This is a genomic window from Candidatus Palauibacter sp., assembly GCF_965237495.1.
In the GTDB taxonomy this organism is placed as follows: domain Bacteria; phylum Gemmatimonadota; class Gemmatimonadetes; order Palauibacterales; family Palauibacteraceae; genus Palauibacter.
In genome coordinates, this window is the sequence record NZ_OZ250143.1 from 1,032,641 (window position 1) to 1,056,354 (window position 23,714).

The window sequence follows — 23,714 nt, forward strand, 5'->3', positions numbered from 1 at the left end:
CCGTGACAACGTCACGGCGCGCGCCGAAGATTAGCGCGGTCTCCGCCGCAGACAATCGCGGCAATCGCGACGATTGCCAGGACCCGCCCGCAACGGAAGCTCTCGGCACCCGGGAATGAGCGAACGGAACGAACGGCATCTGGGACTCTACGGCGCGACCGCGCTCGGCGTGGGCGCGATCGTGGGGGGCGGCATCCTCGCCCTCGCCGGGGTCGCGTTCGCCACCGCGGGCGCCGCCGCCATCGTCGCCTTCACCCTCAACGGCGGGATCGCGTTCCTCACCGCGGTCAGCTTCGCCCGACTGGCTCGCCGCTTCCCGGAGTCCGGCGGCACCTACACCTACGCGAAGCGGGTCCTCTCGATCGAGGTCGCGTTCGTGGTGGGCTGGGTCGTCTGGTTCGCCTCGATCGTGGCGGGCGTCCTCTACGCCCTCGGCTTCGCCGCCTTCTCCGTCGAAGGGTTGCTGCGGCTCCTCCCCGGGCTCGCGGAGTCGTGGAGCTGGATGGGGGACGGCAGGGCCGAGCTTCTCTTCGCGCTCGCGGCCATCGGGGTCTACTCCTGGTTGCTCGTGGAGCGCACGGCGGGCGGCGGCAACGCGGCCACGATCGGTAAGGTGATCGTCTTCGTCGTGCTCCTCGCCGGGGGCGCGTGGGCGTGGGTTGCCGGCGCCCCCGCGGAGGCGCTCCGCCGTCTGAGTCCGTTCGCCCCGGCGGGCTCGCTCGGCGTGCTGCAGGCGATGGGGTACACCTTCATCGCCCTCCAGGGGTTCGATCTCATCGCCGCCGTCGGAGGCGAAGTCAAGGACCCGCGGAAGACCCTGCCGCGCGCGATGTACCTCTCCCTCGGGATCGCGCTCGTCATCTACATCCCGCTCCTCCTCATCATCGCCACGGTGGGGGCGCCCCCGGGCGGGATCCACGCCGCGGCGGAGGCGAACCCCGAGGGGCTCGTCGCGGGGGCCGCGGAGCGGTACATGGGTGCGGCCGGCTACTGGCTCGTGATCGGGGCCGGACTCCTCTCCATGCTGTCGGCGCTGCACGCGAACCTGTACGGAGCCTCCCGGGTCGCCTTCTCGATGGCGCGCGACCGGACCCTCCCGCGGCGCGTGGGGGAGATGCGTGGGCGGACGGGCACGCCGGCCATCGCCGTGGTCACGACCGGCGCCATGATGGCCGTGATCGCGCTCGCGGTCGGCACCGTCGCCGCGGCGGGGGCCGCCTCCAGCCTCATCTTCCTCGTCTCCTTCGCCATGGTCCACTGCACGGCGATCCTCGCGCAGCGCCGAGGCGGCGACCTGCGCCTTCCGCTCATTCCGGTCGCCGGGGCGGTCCTCTGCGTGGGGCTGGCGATATTTCAGGCCGTCGCCGTCCCCGAGGCGGGGCGCGTCGCGGTCCTGTGGCTCGGCGTCGGGGTCGTTCTCTACCTGATGGCGCTCGCCCCCGGCGCCCGGTTGGCTGACGCGAGCGCGGAGGCCCGCGATCCGGACCTGGCCCGGTCGAGGGGGCGGAGCCCGCTCGTGCTCGCGCCGATCGCGAACCCGGCGAGCGCGGCGAGCCTGACCGACATGGCCGCGACCGTTTGCACGCCGAACGTCGGCCGGGTCCTCCTCCTCTCGGTGCTGCGAGGAGACGCCGTCCCGGACGACGCGGCGATCCGCGACGCGCAGGACATCCTGTCGGAGTCCATGGGACGGAGCATCGAGAGCCCGGCGCGGCCCGAAACGCTGTTCACGATCGCGACGGATGTGTGGGGCGAGATCGCTCGGGTCGCGGACTTGCACCGCTGCGAGACCGTACTCGTGGGCCTGCCCCGCATCACGGAACCCGGCGTCGAGGCCCGGCTGGAGGGGCTGATCTCGAACATCGAAGCCGATGTGGTCATCGTCCGCGCGCCGCCTCGCTGGAGGATCTCCGAAGCGACGCGGATCCTCGTGCCGGTGGGGGGGCGGAGCGCGCACAGCCACCTGCGGGCCCGCCTGCTCGCCAGCCTGTCGCGTTCCAGCGCTCCGACCCTGACCTTCGTACGGGCCCTGCCTCCGGGAACGGGGGCGGACTCCCGGCGCAGGTTCGAGAGCGTCATCGATCGCCTCGCGCGGGACGAGGCCGCGGGCCCGTACCGGGTGGAACTCGAATTCACCGATGACCCGGTCGCTTGCATCGCACGCCGCGCGGAGGCGAACGACCTCGTCGTGATGGGGATGGAGAACCGCGGCCGGGAGAGGCCCTCGATCGGCCCCTTCGCGCTCGAGGTTGCGAGGAAGACAACGGTCCCATTGATCCTGCTCGGGCGGCGCGCCGACGCCGGCTCCTTCGCGGCGCGGGGCATCGCGCAGGCGGTATCCACGATACAGAGGCCGATCCGTTGAACGAGACATCTTGAACACACCATGCTGAACGCCGACATCGTCATCGTCCTCGCGATCATCGCGGTGGCTGTGGTCCTCTTCGTCACCGAGTGGGTGCGCTACGACGGGGTGGCGCTCATCGTCCTCCTCGCGCTCGCGATCAGCGGCGTGATCCCCATGTCCCGCGCCATCGAAGGGTTCGCGAATCCGGCGGTGGTGACGATCGCGGCGGTGCTCGTACTGAGCGGGGGGCTGTACCGGACGGGCGTCGCGAACCTCGTCGGGGCCCAGGTGATGCGCCTCGCCGGAGACTCGCCGGTGCGCGTGACCGGGCTCATGATGCTCACCGCCGGGCTCATGTCCGGCCTCATGAACAACATCGCCGCCACCGCGCTCCTCCTCCCGGTGGTGCTGGACATCGCCCGCCGCCTCGGGATGCGGCCCTCGCGGCTCCTCATCCCGCTCTCCTTCGCCGCCCTCCTCGGCGGGATGACGACGCTCATCGGGACCGGACCCAACATCCTCCTCTCGACCGTCCTCGAGCGCTCGGGACAGGGTTCGTTCGGCCTGTTCTCGTTCACCCCCGTCGGCGCGGCCGCCCTGGTTCTGGGCGTGTTGTACATGATCCTCGCCGGACGGCACCTCCTCCCGGACCGGCCCACCGATGGCGACGAGGCCGTGGGCGACGTCGACCTGCGCGGTCGCTACGACCTCGGCGAGACGCTCTTCTCCCTGCGGATCCCGCGCGGTTCGGCGCTCGACGGAAGGTCGCTGGTACAGGCCCGCCTGGGCCGGGCGCTGGGGATCGATCTCCTCGCCCTCCGCCGGCGCGGGCAACTGCTGCGGGCACCGGAGCCGGACTTCCTCCTGCGGGGCGGCGACATCCTGATCTGCGAAGGTCGTGAGGACGTGGTCGAGCGGCTGCGCGCCTGGGGGCGCCTCGCGAACCAGGAAGAATCGGAGGACACCCTGTGGCGCCCGGTGGAGGACGCCACGGCGCTCGCGAAAGTCGAGATCGCGCCGAGTTCGAGCCTCATCGGGAGCACCGTGCGGAGCCTGAATTTCCGCAACCGCTTCCAGGCCCACGTCGTGGCCATCCGGCGCGGCGACGAGGTCCGGAGCGCCTCGTTCCAGGAGGCGCGGCTCGAGGCCGGGGACACCCTCCTCCTCCTCGGACGTGAAGACCAGTTGCAACAACTCCGCTACGCGGACGAGTTCGCCTCGCTCAGCTGGACGGATGTCGGGACGGGCACCCGCGAGTACGGACTCCAGCGCTGGCTGATGCGACTCGACATCCCGGAGGGATCAGCTCTCCACGGGCAGACGCTGTCGGAGTCCCGTCTCAGACGCGCCTTCGATCTGACCATCCTCGAGATCCATCGCGGGGGAGGATCGGGCGACGAGAACATCTTCCTGCCTCAGGCCTCCGACACCCTGAGATCGGGCGACCGGCTGATCGTCGAGGGGAATCAGGAGTCCTACGCCGTCCTCAACGCGCTCCAGGCGCTGGAGCCGCACGACGCCCCGCCTTCCCTGACGGAACTCGAGTCCGAACGGGTCGGATTCGGCGAGGTCACGCTCGCCCCCAGTTCGAACATCGTGGGGAAGACGCTGGGCGAGATCTTCTTCCGGGAGTCGTACGGCCTGACGCTGCTCTCCATCTGGCGCGGCGGCCGGACGATCCACTCCAACATCCGTCTCGGCGGGACGCGGCTCCAGTTCGGAGACGCCCTCCTCGTCTACGGCGGGCGGAAGAAGATCCAGCTGCTGGCGCGCGACCCGCGTTTTCTGGTGCTCACGGCCGAACTCCGCGAGGTGTTCCGGGTGGGCCGGGCGCCGCTCGCGAGCGCGATCATGGTCGGCGTCATCCTCGCGGCCTCGCTGAACCTTCTGCCGGTCTACATCGCGGCGCTCCTGGGGGCGCTGCTCATGGTGTTCAGCGGGTGCCTCAAGGGGAACGAGGTGTACCCGCTCATCGAGTGGCGCGTCGTCGTGCTCCTGGGCGGGATGCTGGCCCTGGGCCTGGCGATGGAGGAGTCCGGCGCCGCCGAACTGCTCGCGCGCGAGGTGGTCGGGAGGGCGGCGGAGGCGGGTCCCCGGGTGCTGATCGCGACCCTCTTCCTTCTCTGCGCGCTCGCGGCCCAGTTCGTGCCCACCTCGGCGGTGGCCGTGCTCGTGGCGCCGATCGCGCTCAGCACCGCGACAGAACTCGACCTCTCCGCCCGGGCGCTGTTCATGGTCGTGGCCGTCGGATCGTCGTGCGCGTTCCTGAGTCCCTTCGGCCACCCCGTGAACCTTCTCGTGATGGGGGTCGGCGGGTACAAGGTCACGGATTACACGCGCGTGGGGGCGCCCCTCTTCCTCCTCCTTCTCCTCCTCGTCGTCTTCTTCCTGCCCGTGGTGTGGCCCATATGAGTGCCGGTACGAGTTCGCCGCTCTCCTCCCGGCCGGTCTACATCGCGGGCGTCGCGGAGACGGCGCTGGGCGAGGTGTTCGACCAGACGGAGATGTCGATGGTCGCGCTCGCGGCGCGCGAGGCGCTGGCGGAGGCGGGACTGAAGCTGGCGGACGTGGACGGCCTCTTCGTGAACTACATGGGAGAGCAGGGGAGCGTGCAGGTCGGCGAGTACCTCGGGATCCAGCCGCGCTACGCGGACTCGTCGGACCTCGGGGGGGCGGCGTTCGAGGCGTTCGTGCATCACGCCATGCTGGCGGTCGCCGCCGGCCGCTGCGAGGTCGCGCTCATCGCGTACGCGTCGCGCCAGCGCTCGAAGCGCGCGCGCCGGCTGTCGATCTCGAGTTCGGGGAGCGGGGCGTACGCGCCGGACCCGTACCACCTCACCGACCAGTTCCAGGCGCCGTACGGGATGCTCATGCCGATCGGGCCCTTCGCGCTCGTCGCGGCGCGGCACATGCACGAGTACGGGACGACGCGCGAGCAACTCGCCGAGGTGGCCGTGGCGGCGAGCCTGTGGGCGGAACTGAACCCGAAGTCCTGGCGCCGGACGCCGCTCACGCCGGAGGAGGTGCTGGGCTCGCGCCCGATCTCCGAGCCGCTGCACCGGCACGACTGCTGTCTCGTCACGGATGGGGGCGGGGCGATCGTGGTCACGCACCGGGACCGCGCCCGGGACGCGGCGAAGGCCCCCGTGCGAGTGCTCGGCGCCGGGGAGAGCCACGCCTTCTGGCATGTGTCCGAGGCCCCCAGCCTCACGCGCTCGGCGGGGTATCTCGCGGCCTCCGAGGCGTTCGGGATGGCCGGTCTCTCCGCCGGTGACGCGGATTTCTTCGAGGTGTACGACGCGTTCACGATCAACGTGATCACCCACCTCGAGGAACTCAGACTGTGCGCCCCGGGCGAGGGGGGACGGTTGATCGAGGGCGGCGCCCTCCGACCCGGCGGATCGATCCCCGCCATGACGTCGGGGGGCGGGCTCTCCTACTGCCACCCGGGTGCGCTCGGCATCCTGCTCCTGATCGAGGCGGTGCGTCAGCTGCGCGGGGAGTGCGGCGAGCGCCAACTCCCCGCCCCCCGGATCGGCGTCTGCCACGGCATGGGCGGCCTCTCCGTCCGTTCCACCGTGGTCCTGGGGCGAGAGTGAGCGCGCTGGGCGGCTCGGGCGCGCCGGAGGAGACGGGCTACGGGGACGCGCTCAGCCGGCCCTACTGGGCGGCCGCGGCCGAGGGACGGCTCCTCGTGCAGCGCTGCACCGCCTGCGGCGCGCACCAGTTCTATCCGCGCCCCTTCTGCCTCGCCTGCCAGGACGAGGTCGAGTGGGTGGAGGCGAGCGGCCGCGGCGAGATCTACTCGCTGACCACGAACCACCTGAGGATGAGCCCAGATCTGGAGCCCCCCTACTACGTGGCGCTCGTCCGCCTCGAGGAGGGTCCGGTCCTCCTCACGCGCATCGTCGACGCGGCCGGCGCGGCGATCGCGGAGGGCGTCGCGATCGGCGACCCGGTCGTGGTGGCCTGGCATCCGCGCCAGGAGGCCCCCCCGCTCCCCGTCTTCACGATCATACCCTAGCGTGATGGCACGCCGTCCATTTCAACGAAGAAGCGGCCGACTCGTGAACCGCTGCGCCTCCATCGCCCTGGTGGCCCTGACCTCCGCCGCCTGCGGACAGGAGCGGACAAGGGTGCCGACCCCCAGGGTGGAGATACGAGACAGCGCCGGAATCCGGATCGTCGAGAATCCCCGTCCGCCCGAGGGATCCCGCCTGGCGTGGCGTATCGGTCCGGAGCCGCTGGTTTCGATCGGCGTCCTCGAGGGCGAAGAGGCGCACATGCTTTACGGAGCCCTTGACGCCACGCGGCTGTCCGACGGCCGGATCGTGGTCGCCAACCGAGGCACGAACGAGCTGCGCGTCTTTGACGAGTCGGGTACGCACGTGGACAGCTGGGCGGGGGAGGGTGAGGGGCCCGGAGAGTTCACCAGCATGAGTCGTGTCGAACCGTGGCCGGGCGACTCGATCGCCGCCTGGTGGACCCGGACCGGAGGCATCTCGGTCTTCGATTCGGACGGGAACTACGGTCGCACGTTTCGACTCGGCGGCAACGACGAGGATCCGATATGGCTCGCCCTGCGGCCGGAGTCGGCCACGAGGGCCGGATCCGGCCTTGCCACATGGCGCTGGCGGGACGCCGACACGATCGTCGTGCATCTGAGGGATGGCGAGGGCGATCTCAAGGCCCGACTCGGTACTCACCCGGGCCCGGAGTACCACCTCACGCCTCCGGGAGCCTATCGGTTCGACCTGTGGGAGCAGATTTTCGGCCGGAGACTCGTCCATGCTCCCTGGGGCGATCTGGTCGTCATCGGCCGCACGGACCGCTACGAGTTCAGAGCGTTCCGGGCGGACGGGTCGCTGGCGCGGATCGTGCGGCGCCAGCATGTACGCCGACCCCCCGAACGATCCGATATCGAGGCCCGGATCGAGGAGCAGGTCTCCCTGGTTCCCCTGGAGTGGTCTCCGGAGGAGATCGAACGGTATCAGGCGGATGTACGTCGTGGGTACCGGGCCGCGCCGGTGGCCGAGCACCTGCCGGCTCTCGACTCCGTGATGGCCGACGCCCTGGACCATCTCTGGGTGCGGGAATTCGAGTCCCCCGCGGACGACCGGCCCGGTGTTCCATGGACCGTTTTCGATCCGGAGGGACGCGTGCTCGGATTCGTGGAGACGCCGGAGGACCTGAAGATCTGCGAGATCGGCAGTGACTACCTCCTGGGTCACACCAGGGACGAACTCGAGGTGGAGTCCGTGCAGTTGTGGCCCCTGGAGCGGGGAACGAATGCTGCCCATGCGCCGGCCAGATCGATCGGTGGCGGCGGCGCAGCCGGAGGCGGTTCATTCGGCGACGAACACGACACCGGCGCGAGCGCCACGATCAAGCTGCTCAGACGCCTACTTCGGAACCTCCCGGAGGAAAGCCTGAGTGGGACGCGCCGAGCGCCGTCAGTTCAGGCGGGCGAGTTCGGTCTCGATGTCTTCCCAATCCTTGAGCAGTTGGTCGAGTTCCGCCTGTCGGGCCGTGCGCTCGGTCTCGAGTCGGCGAACACCCTCCGGAGCGGTGCGGTCGTAGAAGGCGGGGTCGCCGAAGATCGCGTCGATCTCGGCGATCCGGGTCTCGGCGGCTCCGATGCTGGCGGTGATCCTGTCACGCTTCGTGCGGAGCGACCCGCCCCGATAGCGGTTTCTGCTCCCCCTGCGAGTGGCCGCTCCGGCGTTGCGCCGCCCCGCGGATTCGCCCGGAGCGTCGGCCGGGGGGTCGCTGGCGCCGCGAGTTTCGGCCGCGGAAGCGCGGGCGGCCCGCTTTTCCCTCCGCGCCCTGAGCACGACCGTGTCCACATCCAGGTGGTCGTCCCCGCAGTAGTGGACGTACTCCTCGTAGCTGCCGCGGAAGTCGCGAATCCCCTCCTCGGATATCTCCACGATCCGGGTTGCGAGCCGCGAGACGAACCAGCGGTCGTGCGAGACGAGGATGATCGTCCCGTCGAACGACCGGAGCGCCTCGACCAGCGCCTCGATCGACTCGAGGTCGAGGTGGTTGGTGGGCTCGTCGAGGACGAGCACGTTGGGCCGCTCGATCGCCATGCGGCAGAAGACGAGCCGCGCCGCCTCTCCCCCCGACAGCTGGCCGAGCCGCTTCTTCGCGTCGTCGCCGGAGAAGAGGACGCGCCCCATCTCGCCGCGTATGAAGCCGAGGGTCCGCCCCCCGCAGAAGCCTGCGATCCAGTCTTCCGCCGTCTGTCCCGGTGACTCGAAGCGGGCTTCCTGGTCCTGCGCGAAGTAGCCCGGCCAGGTCTCGTAGCCCCACGCCACCCGGCCCGCGTCGGACGCGAGTTCGCCCATGATGATCTTGAGCAGGGTGGACTTGCCGATCCCGTTCGGCCCCATGATCGCGAGGCGATCGCCGCGATCGAGCGTGAGGTCGACGCCGTGCAGAACTTCGTTGTCGCCGAACGCCTTCTTCACCCCCTCCACCTCGAGCACGGTGCGCCCGCTCGGGCGCCGCGGCTCGAAGCGGAACCCCGGATAGCGGCGCGAGCTGACCGGGAGCGGTTGCAGCGTCCCCGCCTTCTTTTCGATCAGCCGCAATTTGCTCTGCGCCTGCCGCGCCTTGCTCGCCTTGGCCCGGAAACGGTCCACGAACTCGCGGTGGTGGGCGATCTCCCGCTCCCGCTTCGCGAGTTCCTTTTCGCGCCGTTCCCGGTCCTCTCTCTTTCGAATCAGATAGTCGTCGTAATTCCCGGGATAGACGGTGACAGTCTCATAGTCGATGTCGAGAATATGCGTCGCGACATTGTCCAGGAACCGGTGGTCGTGGGAGATGACGACGATCGCCCCCTTGAACTCGCGCAGGTACTTCTCGAGCCAGCGGATCGAGAGGATGTCGAGGTGGTTCGTGGGCTCGTCGAGGAGGAGGACGTCGGGCGCGCCCGCGAGGACCTGCGCCAGCAGCACCCGGAGCTTGAAGCCGCCGGAGAGGGTCGAGAGGAGCCGGCGGTGGATCTCGTCGGGAAAGCCGAGACCCTCGAGGATCTGGCCGGCGCGAGCCTCCGCGGTGTAGCCGTCGTGTCGCTGGAAGGTCTCCTCGAGTTCCGAGAACCGGTCGGCGTCGAACGCTCCGTCTTCCTTCGCGATCAGAGCCTCGCGCTCGACCATCGCGCGCCAGAGTTCCGGATCGCCCATGACGGCGACGCCGAGGATCGGTTCGTCCTCGTACAGGAAGTGGTCCTGCCGGAGGACGCCGAGCCGGAGCCGCTTGGGCACGCTGACGGCGCCCTCCGTGGGGTCTTCGGTGCTGCCGAGGATGTTGAGCAGCGTCGTCTTGCCGGAGCCGTTCGCGCCCACGAGACCGTAGCATTCGCCGGGGTTGAGCAGAAAGGTCGCGTCGCGGAAGAGGATCTGGCCCCCGAACGCCTTCCCGAGCCCCGAGACGGTGATCATGTGCGCGTGAGGATCTGGCCGCCCGCGTCAGTTCGCCGGGCGCCGGGGGGCGAGGGGGCTCAGCAGGACACGCAGTTGTGGTTGTTCTTCGAGCCGAGGCTCTCGAGCAGCGCCACCGCCTCCGGAAAGGGCTGGGTGCGCTGGTAGGGGCCGTTCGCCATGTCGGCGGTCGTCTGGCCGACCCGGCTCACGGCGGTGACGTCCGCGCCGTGTTCGACGAGGAACCGAATCACCTCCAGGTCGCCGCGAGAGGCCGCGTTGTGGAGCGGCGTGTAGCCCTCCTCGTCCCGCTGGTTCACGTCCGCGCCCAGTTCCTCGACGAGATAGCGCACGGCGGGCAGCCAGCCGTCGGGGACGTACCGGTGCGCGTTGCCGGGGAAACCCTGGCCGTAGCCGATTCCGGTCGCGGCGTGGATGGGATAGTCCGCCGGCCCGCCCACGGGCACGGGCGGCACGCCGGACAGGTCCCGCTTCTCGCGGTCCCAGACGGGGAGGCTCCGAGGCGGCACCCTGATCGTGGCGAGGTCGGGGTCCGCCCCGTACTCGACGATCAGCTTCATGGCCTCCACGTCGAGCGCGTAGGCGGCGCGCCAGAATGCGGCCGCGCCCTTCAGGTCGATCTGGAGGAGGTCGAAGTTGTAGGAGACCCACCACAGGTGTTTCTCGAGGCGCGCGTCGGGGTCGACGCCCGCGTCGAGCAGGCGCCGCATGACGTCGAGATAGCCGTGTCGCTGCTGTCCGTAGGCGTGCTGCTGCGGATAGCGAGACTTCGGCGCCCATTGGGCGTTGAGGGCCGCGAACAGCGGCGTCGTGCCGGCGGCGGAGGCGAGTTGGGGGTCGGCGCCGGCCTCGAACATCTCCATCGCGAGGTCGAAGTGGCCGTTGATCATCGCGATGAGCATGGGGCTCGTGTGGTCGCCGCCGCTCGCATGGTTGATGTCCGCCCCGCCCTCGAGGAGCGCGCGGACGGTGCCGGCGTGGCCCTCGCGCGCGGAATGGAGGAGAGCGGTCATCCCGCCGTGACCGCCGATCAGGTCGCCGTAGCCGAGGGGCTCGGGCTCCTCGATCGGGCGCTCGTAGTCGTTCTCCGCCTCGTCCGCCTCGGGGCGTGCGCCCGGGGCGTCACGCCCCGCCGCCAGCGGCCGGTCGGAGGGGGCGGGGCGGGGCGGCACCTCGGGCGCCTCCTGCCCGCGCATGCGCGCGCTGCGGGCGCGCCGGTCCGCCTGCGACCACTCGGCCAGCGCGGTGATATCCGTCACCCAGGTGGCGAGGTTGGGGTCCGCGCCGCCCTCGAGGAGCGCCCGCACGGCCGCCTCGCGGCCGCGGGCCGCCGCGTACATGAGCGGGGTCTGGCCCCAGCGCCGTTCGCGGGCGTCGGTCTCTCCGCCGTGTTCGAGCAGGAGGCGGACGGCCTCCGCCGCGCCGGCCCCGGCCGTCAGGTGCAGGGGCCACGCGCCGCCGACCTCATCGGTCGTCGCCGTCTGCTCCGCACCGGCGGCGAGCAGGAGGCCCACGGTCTCCGCGCTCCCGACTTCGCTCGCGAGGTGGAGCGCCGTGTAGGCCCCGATGCGCGTCGTCGCGTCGACGTCCGCGCCCGCGCCGAGAAGCAGGCGGGTGAGCGGGGCGTTCGAGGCGCGCGCGGCCCAGTGGAGCGCCGTCATCCCGTCGCCCTGCGGCGCGCTCACGTCCGCGCCGTCGGCGAGCAGCGCCTCCACGCGGGCCATATCGCCGGCCATCGCCGCGTCCGCGACCGGTGAGTCCGGCGCATGTCCCGCAGTCAGGAGCACCGCCAGGAGCGCCGCCAGGAGCCCGACCGCCGGCAGCCGCAACGCCGCGCGGCGTTGCATCCGCTCGCCCCGCCTCACGATCCGGCCGCGCTCGTGCCGGGAACCGAGAGCGACAGCGCCCCCGTGCTGTCCCCGAAGTGGTCGGCGTCCTCCACCCCGAGCGCGTGCATGAGCGAGAGCATCGCGTTCGCCATCGGCGTAGCGGGCGCGGCCCGCACGTGCATGCCTCCGTCCAGCTTCCCGTTCGCCCCGCCCGCCACGAACAGGGGGCAGCGCTTGTGGTTGTGTACGTTCGGGTCGCCCATCGGCGAGCCGTAGACGACCATCGTCTTCTCGAGCAGGTCCGTCTCCCCGTCCATCGTGTTCCGCAGCCGCTCGAGCAGGTACGGGACCATCGACACGTGGAAGCGGTTGATCTGCGCGAAGTCGTCGATGTTCCCCTCGTCGGCCCCGTGGTGGGAGGCCGGGTGGAACGGCTTGTCGACGCCGCTCTCCGGGAAGACCCGGGCCGACGAGTCACGCCCCAGCTTGAACGAGAACACGCGCGTCACGTCGGACTCGAAGGCGAGCGCCTGGAGGTCGAACATGAGCTGCACGTGATCGACGAACGAGTCGGGCACGCCGGCCGGCGCCTCGGGCAGCGTCCGCTCCTCACCGCTCCGGTTCTGCGCCTCCACGCGCTGGATGCGGCGCTCGATCTCCCGCACGTTCTCGAGGTAGCGGTCCAGCCGCTGGACGTCGTTCGGGCCGAGTTCCCGGCGCAGTTCGCCGATGCGGCCGGCGATGAAGTCGAGCACGCTGCGGTGCGCCCGCCGGCGCGCGGCACGTTCCTCCGCGCTCCCCCCGGCCCCGAACAGCTGGTCGAAGGCGATCCTCGGGTCGCGGATCATGGGGAGCGGCTCCGTGGGCGACTTCCAGCTGATCGTGTCGGTGTACACGCAGGCGTAGCCGTACGCGCAGCCGCCCGACTGGTCGACGTTCTCGACGCAGAGCTGCATGGAGGGGATCGGCGTGTCCTGCCCGAACCGCCGCGCGTAGATCTGGTCCAGCGACGTCCCGGCGAAGATGTCGGAGCCCTCCGTCTGTCGCGGGTGCGACTGGGTGAGGAACGTCGCGCTGGACCGGAAGTGATCGCCGCCGATCTCCTTCGGGATCGTCGCTTCCGCCGACGCCACGTCGGTGTCGCTGATGATCGTGAGTCGGTCGCGGAACGGTTCGAGGGAGGCGAGCGCCCCCGCGCTCAGGTCGAAGTCGCGCCCCGTCTCGAGCGGCGACCAGTAGCCGCGCGACGCCCCGTACGCGGTCGAACCGGCGGCCCCGTGCACCATCTCGATGCAGATGAGCCGCGTCGGATCGTTGGGGCGGATCAAGGCCCGGAGCCGTCCGGCGGGGACCATCGCGTCCAGCATCGGGAGCGCCATGGTGGCGCCCACTCCCCGAAGGAAGGTCCGGCGGGGGATATACTTGCCTGTGATGATGTCCATCGACTCCCCTAGTTCCCGTTGCCGGCGTCCGGCTGTTCGACGCCCTGCTCGACGACGGCCCCGCTCCGGCTCATGAGGAAGGCCGGGCTCTGCGCCACGCCGAGGAGGAAGGCGGACATGCGATAGTCGTCGGCCTCCGCGCGCCGCGTGATCTGACGTATGGTCGGCATGTCGAAGTACTCGACTCTGCGGCCGAGGGCGTAGGCCATGAGATTCTCGGTGAACGTCCTCGCCAGCGACTCGCGCCGGGAGAGGAGGGCGGTCCGCAGGTCCGCGGGGCTCGACAGCGGCGTCCCGTCGTACAGTTCGCCGCTGGGATCGATGGCGCGCCCGCTGTCGTTGATCCGGTGGGCGCCCGTCACGTCGAAATTCTCGAGCGCGAGCCCGAGCGGATCGATCACGCGGTGGCACGACCGGCAGGCCGGACTCGCGCGGTGCAGCTCGAGCCGCTCGCGCACCGTGAGGAAGCGGCCCTCCTCCGCCTCCTCGGTCGCCTCGAGATCGGGCACGTCCGGCGGTGGCGGGGGCGGCGGCGTCCCGAGCAGGACCTCCATGACCCATTTGCCGCGCAGCACGGGCGAGGTGCGGTTCGCGTGCGAGGTCGAGGTCAGGATGCTCCCGTGCCCCAGCACCCCGCGGCGGCTCTCATCGGGATAGGCGACCTTCCGGAAGTGCGTCCCGGCCACCCCGGGAATCTCGTAGTGCCGGGCGAGCCGCTCGTTCACGAACGTGTAGTCCGCCGTCAGCAGCTCGAACAGGCTGCGGTCCTCGCGCACGAGGTGCTCGAACAGCAGTTCCGTCTCGCGCCGCATGTCGTCGGCGAGCTGCTCGTAGAAGTCGGGGAAGCGCAGCGCGTCCGGGTGCACGTTGTCGAGGTCCTGGAGGCGCAGCCACTGCGCGGCGAAGCGCGACGCCAGCCCCTCGGCGTCCGGGTGCGCGAGCATCCGCCGCACCTGCGTCTCGACCCCCGCATCGTCGGACAGCCCGCCCGTCCGCGCGGCCTCGATCAACTCGTCGTCGGGCGGCATCCCCCACAGGAAGAACGAGAGCCGCGAGGCGAGGTCGATCGGCGCGATCCGGTACAGACCGTCGGCCGCGTCCCCCGCCTCTCCCGCGGGCGGTTCCTCGAAGCGGAAGATGAAGTCCGGGCTGGCGAGGATCCCCTGGAGCGCCGTGCGAACCCCCACCTCGAAGCCCCCGTCGCCGGTCCCCGCTTCGTACAGGGCCATGAGCGGATCGATGTCACCGGCGTCGACGGGCCTGCGGTACGCCTGACGCGCGAGCCTCTCCACGATCCCGCGGGCGCAGCGCGCTTCCGCCTCGGCGTCGCCCGCTTCGGGTCGGCAGGTGAGGATCCGGGCGCGGGTCGGGGTCTCGGAGATCCCGGTGACGCCGAACGGGCCGCGCACCGTGAGGTCGCGCAGGTGCGCGACGACCGTGATCCCGTGCGAGTAGCCGATCTTCTTGTCCGCGAGGCTCCATTCGTGCGGCGACACGAGGTCTTCGATCGGCCCGTCGAAGCGCTTGATGAAGGCGGCCGCCACCCGGTGCGGGCCCGCCGTCACGTGGGTCGGCTCCGTCTCGACCTGGACCCCGTTCGGGTCCTGGCGGTGCATCCAGCGGTCGATGTCGATCAGGGCCACGCGTTCGCCGTCGATCGAGAGTTCGACCTGCTCATCGAACGGCGTCGTCTGCCCGAAGAAGTTGCCGGTGGACTCGTGCTGGAAGGCGAGGCGGAAGACGTAGTCGCCGTCCGCCACGAAGTTGTGCACGACCGCGATCCCGCCCCGCGTGCCGATCGGCGTCCCCGGGACGTGCTGCCGCTGCTCGGCGTAGCGCGACACCTCGTACTCGGTCTCGCTCGGCGTCAGGGAGAGGTCCCCGAGCGCCACCCGGCTGATCTCGCTCGCCGCGGTCAGATACCCCTCGAGGAGCGTCGCGGAGAGGTTCTGCACGTCGGCGATGTTGTCGAAGCCCGCGCTGATCGTCTCGTTCGGGAGGTACGCGGAGGCGTCGACCTCGAGCCCCAGCAGCACGCGGATCGAGCGCTCGTATTCCGCCCGGTTCAGACGCTGGAAGGAGCGGGCGCCGGGGTCGGGGCGGTCAGCGGCCGCGGCGTCGACCCGCGCCTCGAGCGTCTGCGCGAGTTCGAGCAGGTCCTCCGCGGGCGGGCGCCGGATCCCGGGCGGCGGCATCATCCCCGCCCGCAGCTTGCGGATCATCTTCTCCGCCGTCTCCGCCTCGAGGTGGGCCGTCTCCACGACGAACCGTTCGAGGGAGAGGTTGCCCAGCAGCCGCCTGTCGTTATGGCAGTTGGTGCAGACCTGGCTCACGATCGTCTGCGGGATCGTGTCCGGGACGAGCCCGTGCGCGTGCGCCGCCGCCGGGGCGAAGCGCGACCACCCCGCGGGAAGGGCGGCGATCAGCCCCCAAAGCGCGATGCAGGACAGCGCAACCAGGAGTTTCTTCATGTGAATCGCCCGTCCCTCTCGGCCCAGACGCAACCTAACCCTTCAATATAGGACGGCCGACGCGATCCCGCCCTACGTGGGCCGCTTGCGCAGTTGGTACATCCCGAGCGTGAGCAGGGGGAGGACGAAGATGAAGAGGAAGGCCCAACTCAGGGCGCCGAAGCCCGTGGCGATGAGGTCGATGATCCCGAATCTGGAGAGGGCGGAGGCGAGGAGCAGGAGGATGACGGCCACCGTCGGCCGCACCGCCGCCGGCATGTGGGCTTTCCGCGCCGCGAACACGCCGTCGATCCGTTCGTTGAAGGCGTGGATCAAGCCGGTCCCCGACTCGATGAGCGTGCCGAGGAGTACGACCTGAAACGCGATCTGGAACCCTCTTGAGCCGAGCAGTTCGAGCAGATGGTTGGCCGGCACGGGGCCGGTCCAGGATGCCAGGGTACTGCCCGCTCATCGCCACGAAGAAGAGGATGGCGGGGATCATCGCGATCGGCCCCGTCAGCGCGCCCGCCCACAGCGCCTCCCTTCGCCGCCGGATGTGCCGTGTGGCGAAGAGCATCGCCGGTATGAGTGAGAGCTGGAGCACTCCGTACCGGAATCCCGACAGCGCCCAGCCCTCGCGGACTTCACCCGACGCCAGCGCGGCCCCGATGCTGCCCCCGAAGCGGCTGATCGACCAGGCGAAGAAGACGATGTAGACACCATACAGGAGGAACGACCAGCCCGAGAAGAAGCGCTCGATCGTGCCCGTTCCCTTGAAGACGAGGAAGCCGATGGTGAGGAGGAGTCCGACGACCCCCACCCAGTGCGGCAGGCCGAACGTCTCGAGCAGAAAGGCCCCCGCCGCCGATCCGATGACCGCCAGGATGAGGAGGACGGCGCTCAGGTAGCCGATCTCGTACGCGAACCAGCCGCGCCCGAGCAGCCGCTGGAAGAACGTTCGGTAGTCGTACGTCTCGAACACGCGCACGAACTCGAACGAGGCCATCGAGGTGAGGCTCACCAGAAGCATCGACGGGAGCAGCATGCCGAGCAGGCCTCCGAGGGGCCCGAAGCGGAGGAAGAACTCGACGAGTTCGCGCCCCGTCCCGTACCCGCCCGCGATGATGATGGACTGGAAGACGAACCCCGGCAGCGGATAGCGCCGAAACCAGGAAGTCATGGGCTCACGTACGACCCCCTGCCGCGCCACTCCCTCGCCAGGACCCGGGCTGATTCAAGGATCAACTTTGAATTGGCATAAGCGGCCAGGTGGAATCACTTCCGGGGTCGTCATTTTCTCCTCCTCCGCGTGCGAACACGCGTCTCGCGTGCATGAGCGGGTGGCCGGGCGGAGCGGCTACCCCGAGCCTGGAAGCTCGAGTCCGTCGCGCCAGGTCGCGAGCGGGATGGGACCCGACCGGCGTTCCCGTACCCAGGAGGACGGCGGCTCCAGCGCGCGCATCGCGATGCCGCCCAGGCGCTCGCGCCACCGCTGCCGGCGCTCCTTCGTCGGCTCCCTGCAGCGCGCGAGATCGGGCTCGAGTATGCGCTCTCCGATCTCGCGGACGAGACCGGGGGCGCTCGTGATGAGCACGACCTCCGGCTGGATGCGAAAGCTCACATAGTCGAAGTTCGCCGAGCCGAGCACGAGCACGTCGTCGATCCGCATCACCTTCGCGTGTGTCATCGGACCGGGCAGCATGAGGACCTCGAAGCCTTCGCGTCGCGAAGCGTCGAGCGTACCCCATTTCATCACGGCCCGGTTGTGCTCCTCCGGCATCATGACCGTGACGTGCACGCCGCGGCGGTGCGCTCGGCCGAGGGCGCTCCAGAACGGCTCGCTGACGTACGGGCACTGGACGACGATCCGGTCCGTCGCCCGGTCGAGTGCGCGGGAGACGGCGTCGCGCAGCCCGGAGTTGCCCCGGCCTTCTCCGACCATGATCTCATCGCCATCGATCTCGGCCGCGGCCGCCCGGTCGTCTCCCCGCCACGTGTGCTCGAAGTCCTCGCGCAGGAACGCCGCGATCCCCGGGCTTTCGATGCGGATCATGAAATCGTGCCACGCGAAGTTGTGGTCGCTGAAGTTGATGCCGCCCAGGTAGGCGATCCGGTCGTCGATGGCGATGAGCTTCTTGTGGTTGCGCACCACGAGTCGGTGAAACCGCCGGCCCACGGGCCAGGAGAACCTCACGGGCACGCCGCCGCGGTCCAGCCGGTCGCACATCTCGCCGGTGGCCGCGACCTCGCGCTGGAGGACCGCGTCGAGCCGCGCCGCCGGCAGACCGATGAAGCGGTCGTTGATCAGGTACTTCGTCACGGCGTCCACGACGATGCGCTTCCGGGGCGCCGCGCAGGCCAGCAGGGCCCCCGCCAGGCCCAGCCCGGCCGCGTCGCCCTCGAACGAGAGCGTCTGTACGTAGACATAGTCACGCGCCGCGCGGATGTCGCGCTCGAGGTGCTCCCAGAACTCGGCGCCGCCGAGGCACAGTCTCATCGAACGAGACGTCGGCTCGCCCATCCCGTTCACGCAGCCGCGCCTTTCTCGTCCGCCCGGACGTCCTGTACGTGTCGTCGCGCCTCGACGAGCAGCACGAACGCTCCCAGGATCGTCCCGACAAACGTCGTGAGCAGCCGCCAGCCGACCACCCACAGCACCGTCACCTCGGCGAGCAGCACCCGATTCATCAGAAGCCCCGTCGAGGCCTCGGCGATGCCGGAGGCACCCGGCGTCGGCGAGAAGTAGAGGACGATGTGCTGAAGAAGCTGGAGTCCCATGAAGGAGAGGTCGACCGGCCCCTGGAGCGCCGCCGCGAGGACGTAGCCCATGAGATACTTGTTGAGGAAGAGCAGGGCGGTCGCGGCGCACACCCGGACGAGCGTCACTTTCCCGCGCGACGCGACCGCCCGGACCCCGGAGGCCAGCCGCTCGACCTCACGGCTCAACAGGCGTCGGCCCGCCGCCGCCCAGCGCCGGACCCGCGTCCCCCGTCTCGATACCGCGCTGAGGGAGCGTCGAAGCAGCCGAACCGTACCCCGCTGCGCGGCGACGGCCGAAATGAGCAGACCCGCCAGCGCCGTGATGACCGCCACCGTGATGACGAGCGCGACCAGCACGCCTCGGGACAACGCCTCGCGCGGCACGAACGCCAGAGCGGCGAGACCGCCGAGTGCGAGGAAGAGCAGGGTGGCGACGAACGTCAGGATCGAGGCGAGAATCGCTTCGGACAACCGCGCCCCATGCCTGCACAGGACGTAAAGCTGCGCGGCACCGCCGCCCGTCTGCGCCGGCGTGATCGCGCCCAGCAGCATGTTCGCCCAGTTCGCTCGCATACAGTGCCAGAGCGAGACGCGCGAAAAGACACTGCCGTCGAGAAGCAGTCGATACCGGAGGCCGCCGAGCGTGAAGTCGAGTGCCAGCAGCGCCAGCAAGGCGATGGCGAACACCGGCGTGATGCGGGCGAGGATGCTGCCGAGCTCCAACGGAGGGCGCCATCGGATGAGCGCCGCGATTCCCAACATGGTGAGGCCGCCAAACGCGAGCGCGCCGAGGATCAGCTTGCCTCGCGCAGGGATGGGGGAACTCGGCTGGGGACTCGCCACTCGTCCTTCTTTTCCTGGTACGGGGGATTCGCGCGCACAACCTGTCGGCGGGGGCCGGAAGGGCCCATTACGCCTCGCGGGGGGCGGTGAGATTCGACGATCCCGCGATCCCGCGCGGATCGTGAGCCGATCGAGTGAGGCGTCCGAGCTGCGGCGACCGTGGCCGCTCGCCCTTACATGCCCGTGTCGGCGATCGACTCGCGGATCTTCTCGACGGTGAGGGCGGTCCGGTAGGCCTGGAGCGTGCGGCCGATCTCGATCGTCTCCTCCTTCGGGGCGATCGGGACGCCGTTGATCTTCGCCAGCCCCGCCTTCACGCGCTGCTCGTAGCGGACGACGGTGGGGTCGACGACCATCATCAGGCTCGTGATCCCGAAGCTGTCGTGGATCCCGTCGTTCTCCGTCTCCACGATCCCGAGTTCGGACTCGAGGAAGTCGCCGCCGCCGTAGCGGTAGTACTCGGGGATGTGGTGGGCGTGGGCGTCGTCCCAGCGTTCGTTGAGGCGGGCGGCGACGTTCGCCATCCCCTGCACGTTTCCGCCGCTGTCGCCGATGAAGATGATGTGCTCGAAGCCGTGGGCGCGGAGGCTGGAGGCGACGTCATCGAGCACGGCCTCGAACGTCTCCTGGCGGAGCGAGATCGTGCCGGGGTAGCGCATGTGGCTGGACGGTTCGTCGATGTCCCCCTCGGGGACGAGCTTCATGATCGGCGTGCAGAGCGCCTTCCCCAGCTCCCGCGCGATCGACTCGCACGTCCCCTGCAGGACGTAGTTGTGCTTGCCGGTCGCGACGTAGGGCCCGTTCTGCTCGATCCCGCCCGTGGGGACGATCGCGATGTTGTAGCCGTCAGCCATCATGTCGCGGACTTCCATCCACGTGAGTTCCTCGATCCAGATCGAGTCGAACATCTCGATCGGCCGCTCGGAGACGAGTTCGGCGTCGATCCGGGCCTCGTACTCGGCCATGACGCGGGCGCGCTCTTCCGGCGTCATCTCCTGGTTCTGGGCCAGGGTTCCGGCTGGGAGGGCGAGGGAGATCACCGCGACGGTGAGAAACGCGGTCAACCCGGTCGACATGGAGCGTACGTCTTTCATCGTCCTCCTCCTGTTTCTCTTCGCCGGACCATCAACCATCGACATTGGAGGCCAGGGGCCCGAGCATGAGCGGCGGTCCTTCACGCGCCGCCAGTAGAGCGAATCTCCGCCCGACGGAAGCACGCGGGCAAGGGGTCGAGATCAATGGATCCGGATGCCTCGAAGGGATCGGACGAGGCGATCAGGGCGGCTAACCGCCGAGGATGAGGTCGAACGCGTCGAGCGGGTCCACCAGCTTGTCCCGCAGCGCCTCGGCGAGCGCGGACGGCGTCAGGTCGCCGTCGGAGCGGGCCTCGAAGGCGATGCTCGGGACCTCCAGCACCCGGACGCGCCGGCCGGAGATGTGGAACACCTGGTTCCGGGCGGGGCAGTCGGTCTCCGCGAGCCACGCGACGAGATTGGCGATGTGCTCGGGCCCGAACGGGTCGTACCCCGTCTCGTCGGGTCCGCCCAGTTGATCGGCGCCGGTCATGCCCGCCACCATCCGCGTCCGCGCCGAGGGCGAGATCACGTTGGAGCGCACGCCGTAGGGGAACCCCTCGATCGAGAGAACCCTCGAGAGGCCGACGACCCCCATCTTCGCGGCGCCGTAGTTGGCCTGGCCGAAGTTGCCGCACAGGCCGGAGGAGGAGGTCGTGTGGATGACGGAGGCCCGGCGCGGCCGGCCCGCCTTCGCCTCGGCACGCCACCACGCGAGCGCGTGCCGGCTGGGCGCCGCGTGCCCCTTGAGGTGGACGGCGACGACCGCGTCCCATTCCCGCTCGGACATGTTGAAGAGCGCGCGGTCGCGGAGAATCCCGGCGTTGTTCACGAGGATATCGAGCCCGCCGAAGGCGTTGACCGCGTGCGCGATCAGGTCGCGGGCCTCGTCCCAGTGCGAGACGTCGTGCCCGCTGGGGACGGCTTCGCCGCCGGCCGCCCGGATCTCCTGGCACACGGCCTCGGCGGGTCCGCCATGCGCGCCCTCGCCCGCGATGTTCACGCCGAGGTCGTTCACCACGACGCGCGCGCCGCCCGCCGCGAGGGCGAGCGCGTGCGCCCGCCCGATGCCGCGGCCCGCACCTGTGACGATCGCGATGCGCCCCGCCAGGCGGCTCACCGCGCGTCGTCCCGCCGAGTCACCGCGCGGCCGCGGTCCATCAGCCGTCGATGCGGCGGCAGGCGGCTCCGAACCGGCGGATCCCCTCGTCCAGTTCCTCCTCGGTGATGAGGAGGGAGGGGCCGATCCGGATCACCTGTCCGTTGAGTCCGCCCCGGCCGATCAGGAGGCGCTCCTCGCGCGCGGCTTCGAGCAGGGCTCCGGCCCGGTCACCGTCCGGCGTCTTCCGCGCGCGGTCCGTCACGAGTTCGACGCCCTGCATGAGGCCCAGGCCGCGTACGTCGCCGATCCAGGTGTGCGCGCTTCGCAGCGCCTCGAGGCCGGCCCGCAGTTGCGCCCCGCGTTCCGCGGCGCGGGCCGGCACGTCCTCGCGCCTCATCACGCCGAGCGTGGCCCGCATCGCCGCCATCGAGATCGAGTTCCCCCCGTAGGTCGAGATCGACGGGCCCTGCCACGCCTCGGCGATTTCGGGGCGGGTGACGGTCGCTCCGACCGGATAGCCGTTCGCGATCCCCTTGGCCATCACCATGATGTCCGGCTCGACGCCCCAGTGCTCGATGCCGAACCAGTGCTCGCCCGTGCGGCCGAACCCGGCCTGCACCTCGTCGCTGATGAAGAGGCCGCCGTAGCTCCGGATGACCTCGGCCGCCCGCTGAAAGTAGTCCGGCGGCGGCACGATGACGCCCGCCACGCCCTGGATCGTCTCCGCGAAGAAGGCGGCCGGCTTCCCGCCGGTCGTCGTCTCGATCACCTCCACGAGGTCGTCGATGAAGAAGTCCGTCGCCTCCGGGCCCCCGCCGACCGGTGACCGGTAGGCGTAGGGGGAGCGGGCGTGGACCACCCCGTCGGTGCCCCCGCCCGGAAGCCGCCAGGCGCCCTGCGCGGTCATGTGGCTGGTCAGCGTGCTGCGCCCGGAGTACGAGAGCCGCAACGCGACGATCTCGTGCCGGCCCGTGTACAGCCGCGCGGTCGCCACCGCGGCCTCCACCGCCTCCGTGCCGCTGTTCGTGAAGCAGGTCGTCCTCAGCGATCCCGGCGTGATCTCCGCGAGCGAGCGCGCGGCCTCGATCTGGCCTTCGGTCACGTAGAGGGTGGAGGTGTGTCCGAGCCGCCCCATCTGGTCGTGCACCGCGTCCAGCACGGCCGGGTTACAGTGGCCGACCGAGGTCGTGAGGATGCCCGCGAACAGGTCCAGGTATTCGTCCCCATCCACGTCCCGCACCCACACGCCCTCTCCCTCGGAGAGCGCGAGGGGCTCGCTGTAGTACGGACGGACCCAGGGGAAGAGGTAGTCGGCCTGCGCCGCGGTAAGGGCTCGGGTTCGGGACCCCGTCTCGGGGGCGGTCTGCACGCTGCTCAAGGGACTCTCCTGCGCTGTTCGGTCAACATCATCGTCGTCTCAAGATCGTCATCTCAAATCCTCGCGGGCGTCTTCGCCGGCGCGCCCGAGGCCGCGCCACACCTGGCCGATTCTACCAGACCCGCGAGTCGGTGCGCCACGGGGGATCGAGTGTCGTCAGCCGTCCTTCCAATCGTAGAAGCCGCGGCCGCTCTTCTTCCCCAGGTGGCCCTCCGCCACCATGCGTTCGAGCAGGGCAGGTGGCTCGAACACCGGCGACCTCAGCGTCTCGTACAGATAGCGTGCGATATCGAGCCGAACGTCGAGTCCGACCAGATCTCCGAGCTTCAGCGGGCCCATGGGATGGCGGTATCCGAGCCTCATCGCGGTGTCGATGTCCTCGGGGCTCGCGACGCCCTCCTCGACCATGCGGATCGCCTCGAGTCCGAGTGCGACGCCGAGCCGCGAGGAGGCGAAGCCGGGCGAGTCGGCGATCACGATCGGCGTCTTCCCCATCCGTTCGGCGGCCTCGCGGGCGCCGGCGACGGTGTCGTCCGAGGTCTCCGCGCCGCGCACGATCTCGACGAGCGCCATGATGTGGACGGGGTTGAAGAAGTGCATTCCGACCACGCGCTCCGGAGATGGGAGCCCATGCGCGAGGTGGCTGATGGAGAGGGAGGAGGTGTTCGTCGCGAGCACGGCGTGATCGGCCGCAGCCTCCGTGCAGGCGACGAGAATCTTCCGCTTGAGATCGAGCTGCTCCGGCACGGCCTCGATCACGATGTCGGCCTCGTCGGCCGCTTCACTCAGGTATCGGGTGAAGGAAAGCGCGCCGAGGACATGCTCCCGTTCATCGGGCGTCACCTTCCCGCGCTGGATCCCCTTCCGGAGATTGGCCTCGATTCTGTCGCGCGCCGCCTCGAGCGCCTCCGGCAGGATGTCGAAGAGACGCGTCTCGTAGCCGGCCATGGCCGCGACCTGGGCGATCCCGTGGCCCATGGTCCCGGCCCCGAGGACGGCGAGCGCGGGGTGGAGGACGGACGCGTCGGCCCGGGAGGCCACC

At 70.2% G+C, this 23,714-nt stretch carries 15 protein-coding genes and 1 pseudogene; 5 read left to right on the forward strand and 11 right to left on the reverse strand.

The window, feature by feature from the left end; translation table 11 throughout:
- Positions 1 to 115: 115 nt before the first annotated feature.
- The 5 genes and pseudogenes from ACPXY0_RS04355 to ACPXY0_RS04375 all read left to right on the forward strand — a co-directional run.
- A complete protein-coding gene (locus ACPXY0_RS04355) occupies positions 116 to 2,365 on the forward strand; it encodes an amino acid permease (RefSeq protein ID WP_423928815.1) in 2,250 nt (749 codons plus the stop codon).
- Positions 2,366 to 2,386: 21 nt separating this feature from the next.
- Positions 2,387 to 4,759, forward strand: coding sequence for an SLC13 family permease (locus tag ACPXY0_RS04360; RefSeq protein WP_423928817.1), 2,373 nt, complete (start codon positions 2,387 to 2,389; stop codon positions 4,757 to 4,759).
- Entirely contained in the window at positions 4,756 to 5,946 is a 1,191-nt protein-coding gene (locus tag ACPXY0_RS04365; protein ID WP_423928819.1) for an acetyl-CoA acetyltransferase, read from the forward strand. Before ACPXY0_RS04360 ends, ACPXY0_RS04365 begins: the two co-directional genes overlap by 4 nt.
- Positions 5,943 to 6,371 (forward strand): Zn-ribbon domain-containing OB-fold protein, encoded by a 429-nt coding sequence (locus tag ACPXY0_RS04370; protein ID WP_423928821.1) that lies wholly within the window; start codon positions 5,943 to 5,945, stop codon positions 6,369 to 6,371. Before ACPXY0_RS04365 ends, ACPXY0_RS04370 begins: the two co-directional genes overlap by 4 nt.
- Before the next feature lie 259 nt (positions 6,372 to 6,630).
- Positions 6,631 to 6,777 (forward strand): annotated as a pseudogene (locus ACPXY0_RS04375) (6-bladed beta-propeller); the annotation flags it as partial.
- Between the two features lie 1,023 nt (positions 6,778 to 7,800).
- On the opposite strand, the gene ACPXY0_RS04380 reads toward ACPXY0_RS04375, so the two are convergent.
- The 11 genes from ACPXY0_RS04380 to ACPXY0_RS04430 form a co-directional block, all read right to left on the reverse strand.
- Positions 7,801 to 9,795 carry an ABC-F family ATP-binding cassette domain-containing protein gene (locus ACPXY0_RS04380; RefSeq protein ID WP_423928823.1) on the reverse strand — a complete coding sequence of 665 codons (1,995 nt, stop codon included), beginning with the start codon at positions 9,793 to 9,795 and terminating at the stop codon, positions 7,801 to 7,803.
- 59 nt (positions 9,796 to 9,854) lie between these two features.
- Complete coding sequence (locus tag ACPXY0_RS04385; protein WP_423928825.1) at positions 9,855 to 11,642, reverse strand: ankyrin repeat domain-containing protein; 1,788 nt, start codon at positions 11,640 to 11,642, stop codon at positions 9,855 to 9,857.
- 14 nt (positions 11,643 to 11,656) lie between these two features.
- Positions 11,657 to 13,066: a DUF1552 domain-containing protein gene (locus ACPXY0_RS04390; protein WP_423928827.1), complete on the reverse strand. Its 1,410-nt coding sequence runs from the start codon at positions 13,064 to 13,066 to the stop codon at positions 11,657 to 11,659.
- Between the two features lie 8 nt (positions 13,067 to 13,074).
- Positions 13,075 to 15,537 carry a DUF1592 domain-containing protein gene (locus ACPXY0_RS04395; RefSeq protein ID WP_423928829.1) on the reverse strand — a complete coding sequence of 821 codons (2,463 nt, stop codon included), beginning with the start codon at positions 15,535 to 15,537 and terminating at the stop codon, positions 13,075 to 13,077.
- A 34-nt stretch (positions 15,538 to 15,571) separates the two neighbouring features.
- Positions 15,572 to 16,696, reverse strand: a complete 1,125-nt coding sequence (locus ACPXY0_RS04400; protein ID WP_423928831.1) for a hypothetical protein — start codon at positions 16,694 to 16,696, stop codon at positions 15,572 to 15,574.
- Between the two features lie 177 nt (positions 16,697 to 16,873).
- Positions 16,874 to 18,013 carry a phospholipase D-like domain-containing protein gene (locus ACPXY0_RS04405; RefSeq protein WP_423928833.1) on the reverse strand — a complete coding sequence of 380 codons (1,140 nt, stop codon included), beginning with the start codon at positions 18,011 to 18,013 and terminating at the stop codon, positions 16,874 to 16,876.
- A 29-nt stretch (positions 18,014 to 18,042) separates the two neighbouring features.
- Positions 18,043 to 19,119 carry a lysylphosphatidylglycerol synthase transmembrane domain-containing protein gene (locus ACPXY0_RS04410; protein WP_423928835.1) on the reverse strand — a complete coding sequence of 359 codons (1,077 nt, stop codon included), beginning with the start codon at positions 19,117 to 19,119 and terminating at the stop codon, positions 18,043 to 18,045.
- Between the two features lie 173 nt (positions 19,120 to 19,292).
- Positions 19,293 to 20,213: a creatininase family protein gene (locus ACPXY0_RS04415; protein ID WP_423928837.1), complete on the reverse strand. Its 921-nt coding sequence runs from the start codon at positions 20,211 to 20,213 to the stop codon at positions 19,293 to 19,295.
- 190 nt (positions 20,214 to 20,403) lie between these two features.
- Entirely contained in the window at positions 20,404 to 21,312 is a 909-nt protein-coding gene (locus ACPXY0_RS04420) for an SDR family NAD(P)-dependent oxidoreductase (protein ID WP_423928839.1), read from the reverse strand.
- A 40-nt stretch (positions 21,313 to 21,352) separates the two neighbouring features.
- The gene (locus ACPXY0_RS04425; RefSeq protein WP_423930567.1) at positions 21,353 to 22,663 is read right to left on the reverse strand and encodes an aspartate aminotransferase family protein; all 1,311 of its coding nucleotides are present in this window, start codon (positions 22,661 to 22,663) and stop codon (positions 21,353 to 21,355) included.
- A 165-nt stretch (positions 22,664 to 22,828) separates the two neighbouring features.
- Positions 22,829 to 23,713, reverse strand: a complete 885-nt coding sequence (locus ACPXY0_RS04430; RefSeq protein WP_423928841.1) for a 3-hydroxyacyl-CoA dehydrogenase family protein — start codon at positions 23,711 to 23,713, stop codon at positions 22,829 to 22,831.
- Position 23,714 lies beyond the last annotated feature (1 nt).

Excerpts from the sequence above, each read along its gene's own strand:
- ACPXY0_RS04400 (WP_423928831.1), bottom strand. The coding sequence starts at position 16,696 with ATGACTTCCTGGTTTCGGCGCTATCCGCTGCCGGGGTTCGTCTTCCAG.
- ACPXY0_RS04380 (WP_423928823.1), bottom strand. The coding sequence starts at position 9,795 with ATGATCACCGTCTCGGGGCTCGGGAAGGCGTTCGGGGGCCAGATCCTC.
- ACPXY0_RS04390 (WP_423928827.1), bottom strand. The coding sequence starts at position 13,066 with ATGGACATCATCACAGGCAAGTATATCCCCCGCCGGACCTTCCTTCGG.
- ACPXY0_RS04395 (WP_423928829.1), bottom strand. The coding sequence starts at position 15,537 with ATGAAGAAACTCCTGGTTGCGCTGTCCTGCATCGCGCTTTGGGGGCTG.
- ACPXY0_RS04385 (WP_423928825.1), bottom strand. The coding sequence starts at position 11,642 with ATGCAACGCCGCGCGGCGTTGCGGCTGCCGGCGGTCGGGCTCCTGGCG.
- ACPXY0_RS04355 (WP_423928815.1), top strand. The coding sequence starts at position 116 with ATGAGCGAACGGAACGAACGGCATCTGGGACTCTACGGCGCGACCGCG.
- ACPXY0_RS04405 (WP_423928833.1), bottom strand. The coding sequence starts at position 18,013 with ATGAGACTGTGCCTCGGCGGCGCCGAGTTCTGGGAGCACCTCGAGCGC.
- ACPXY0_RS04360 (WP_423928817.1), top strand. The coding sequence starts at position 2,387 with ATGCTGAACGCCGACATCGTCATCGTCCTCGCGATCATCGCGGTGGCT.
- ACPXY0_RS04365 (WP_423928819.1), top strand. The coding sequence starts at position 4,756 with ATGAGTGCCGGTACGAGTTCGCCGCTCTCCTCCCGGCCGGTCTACATC.
- ACPXY0_RS04415 (WP_423928837.1), bottom strand. The coding sequence starts at position 20,213 with ATGAAAGACGTACGCTCCATGTCGACCGGGTTGACCGCGTTTCTCACC.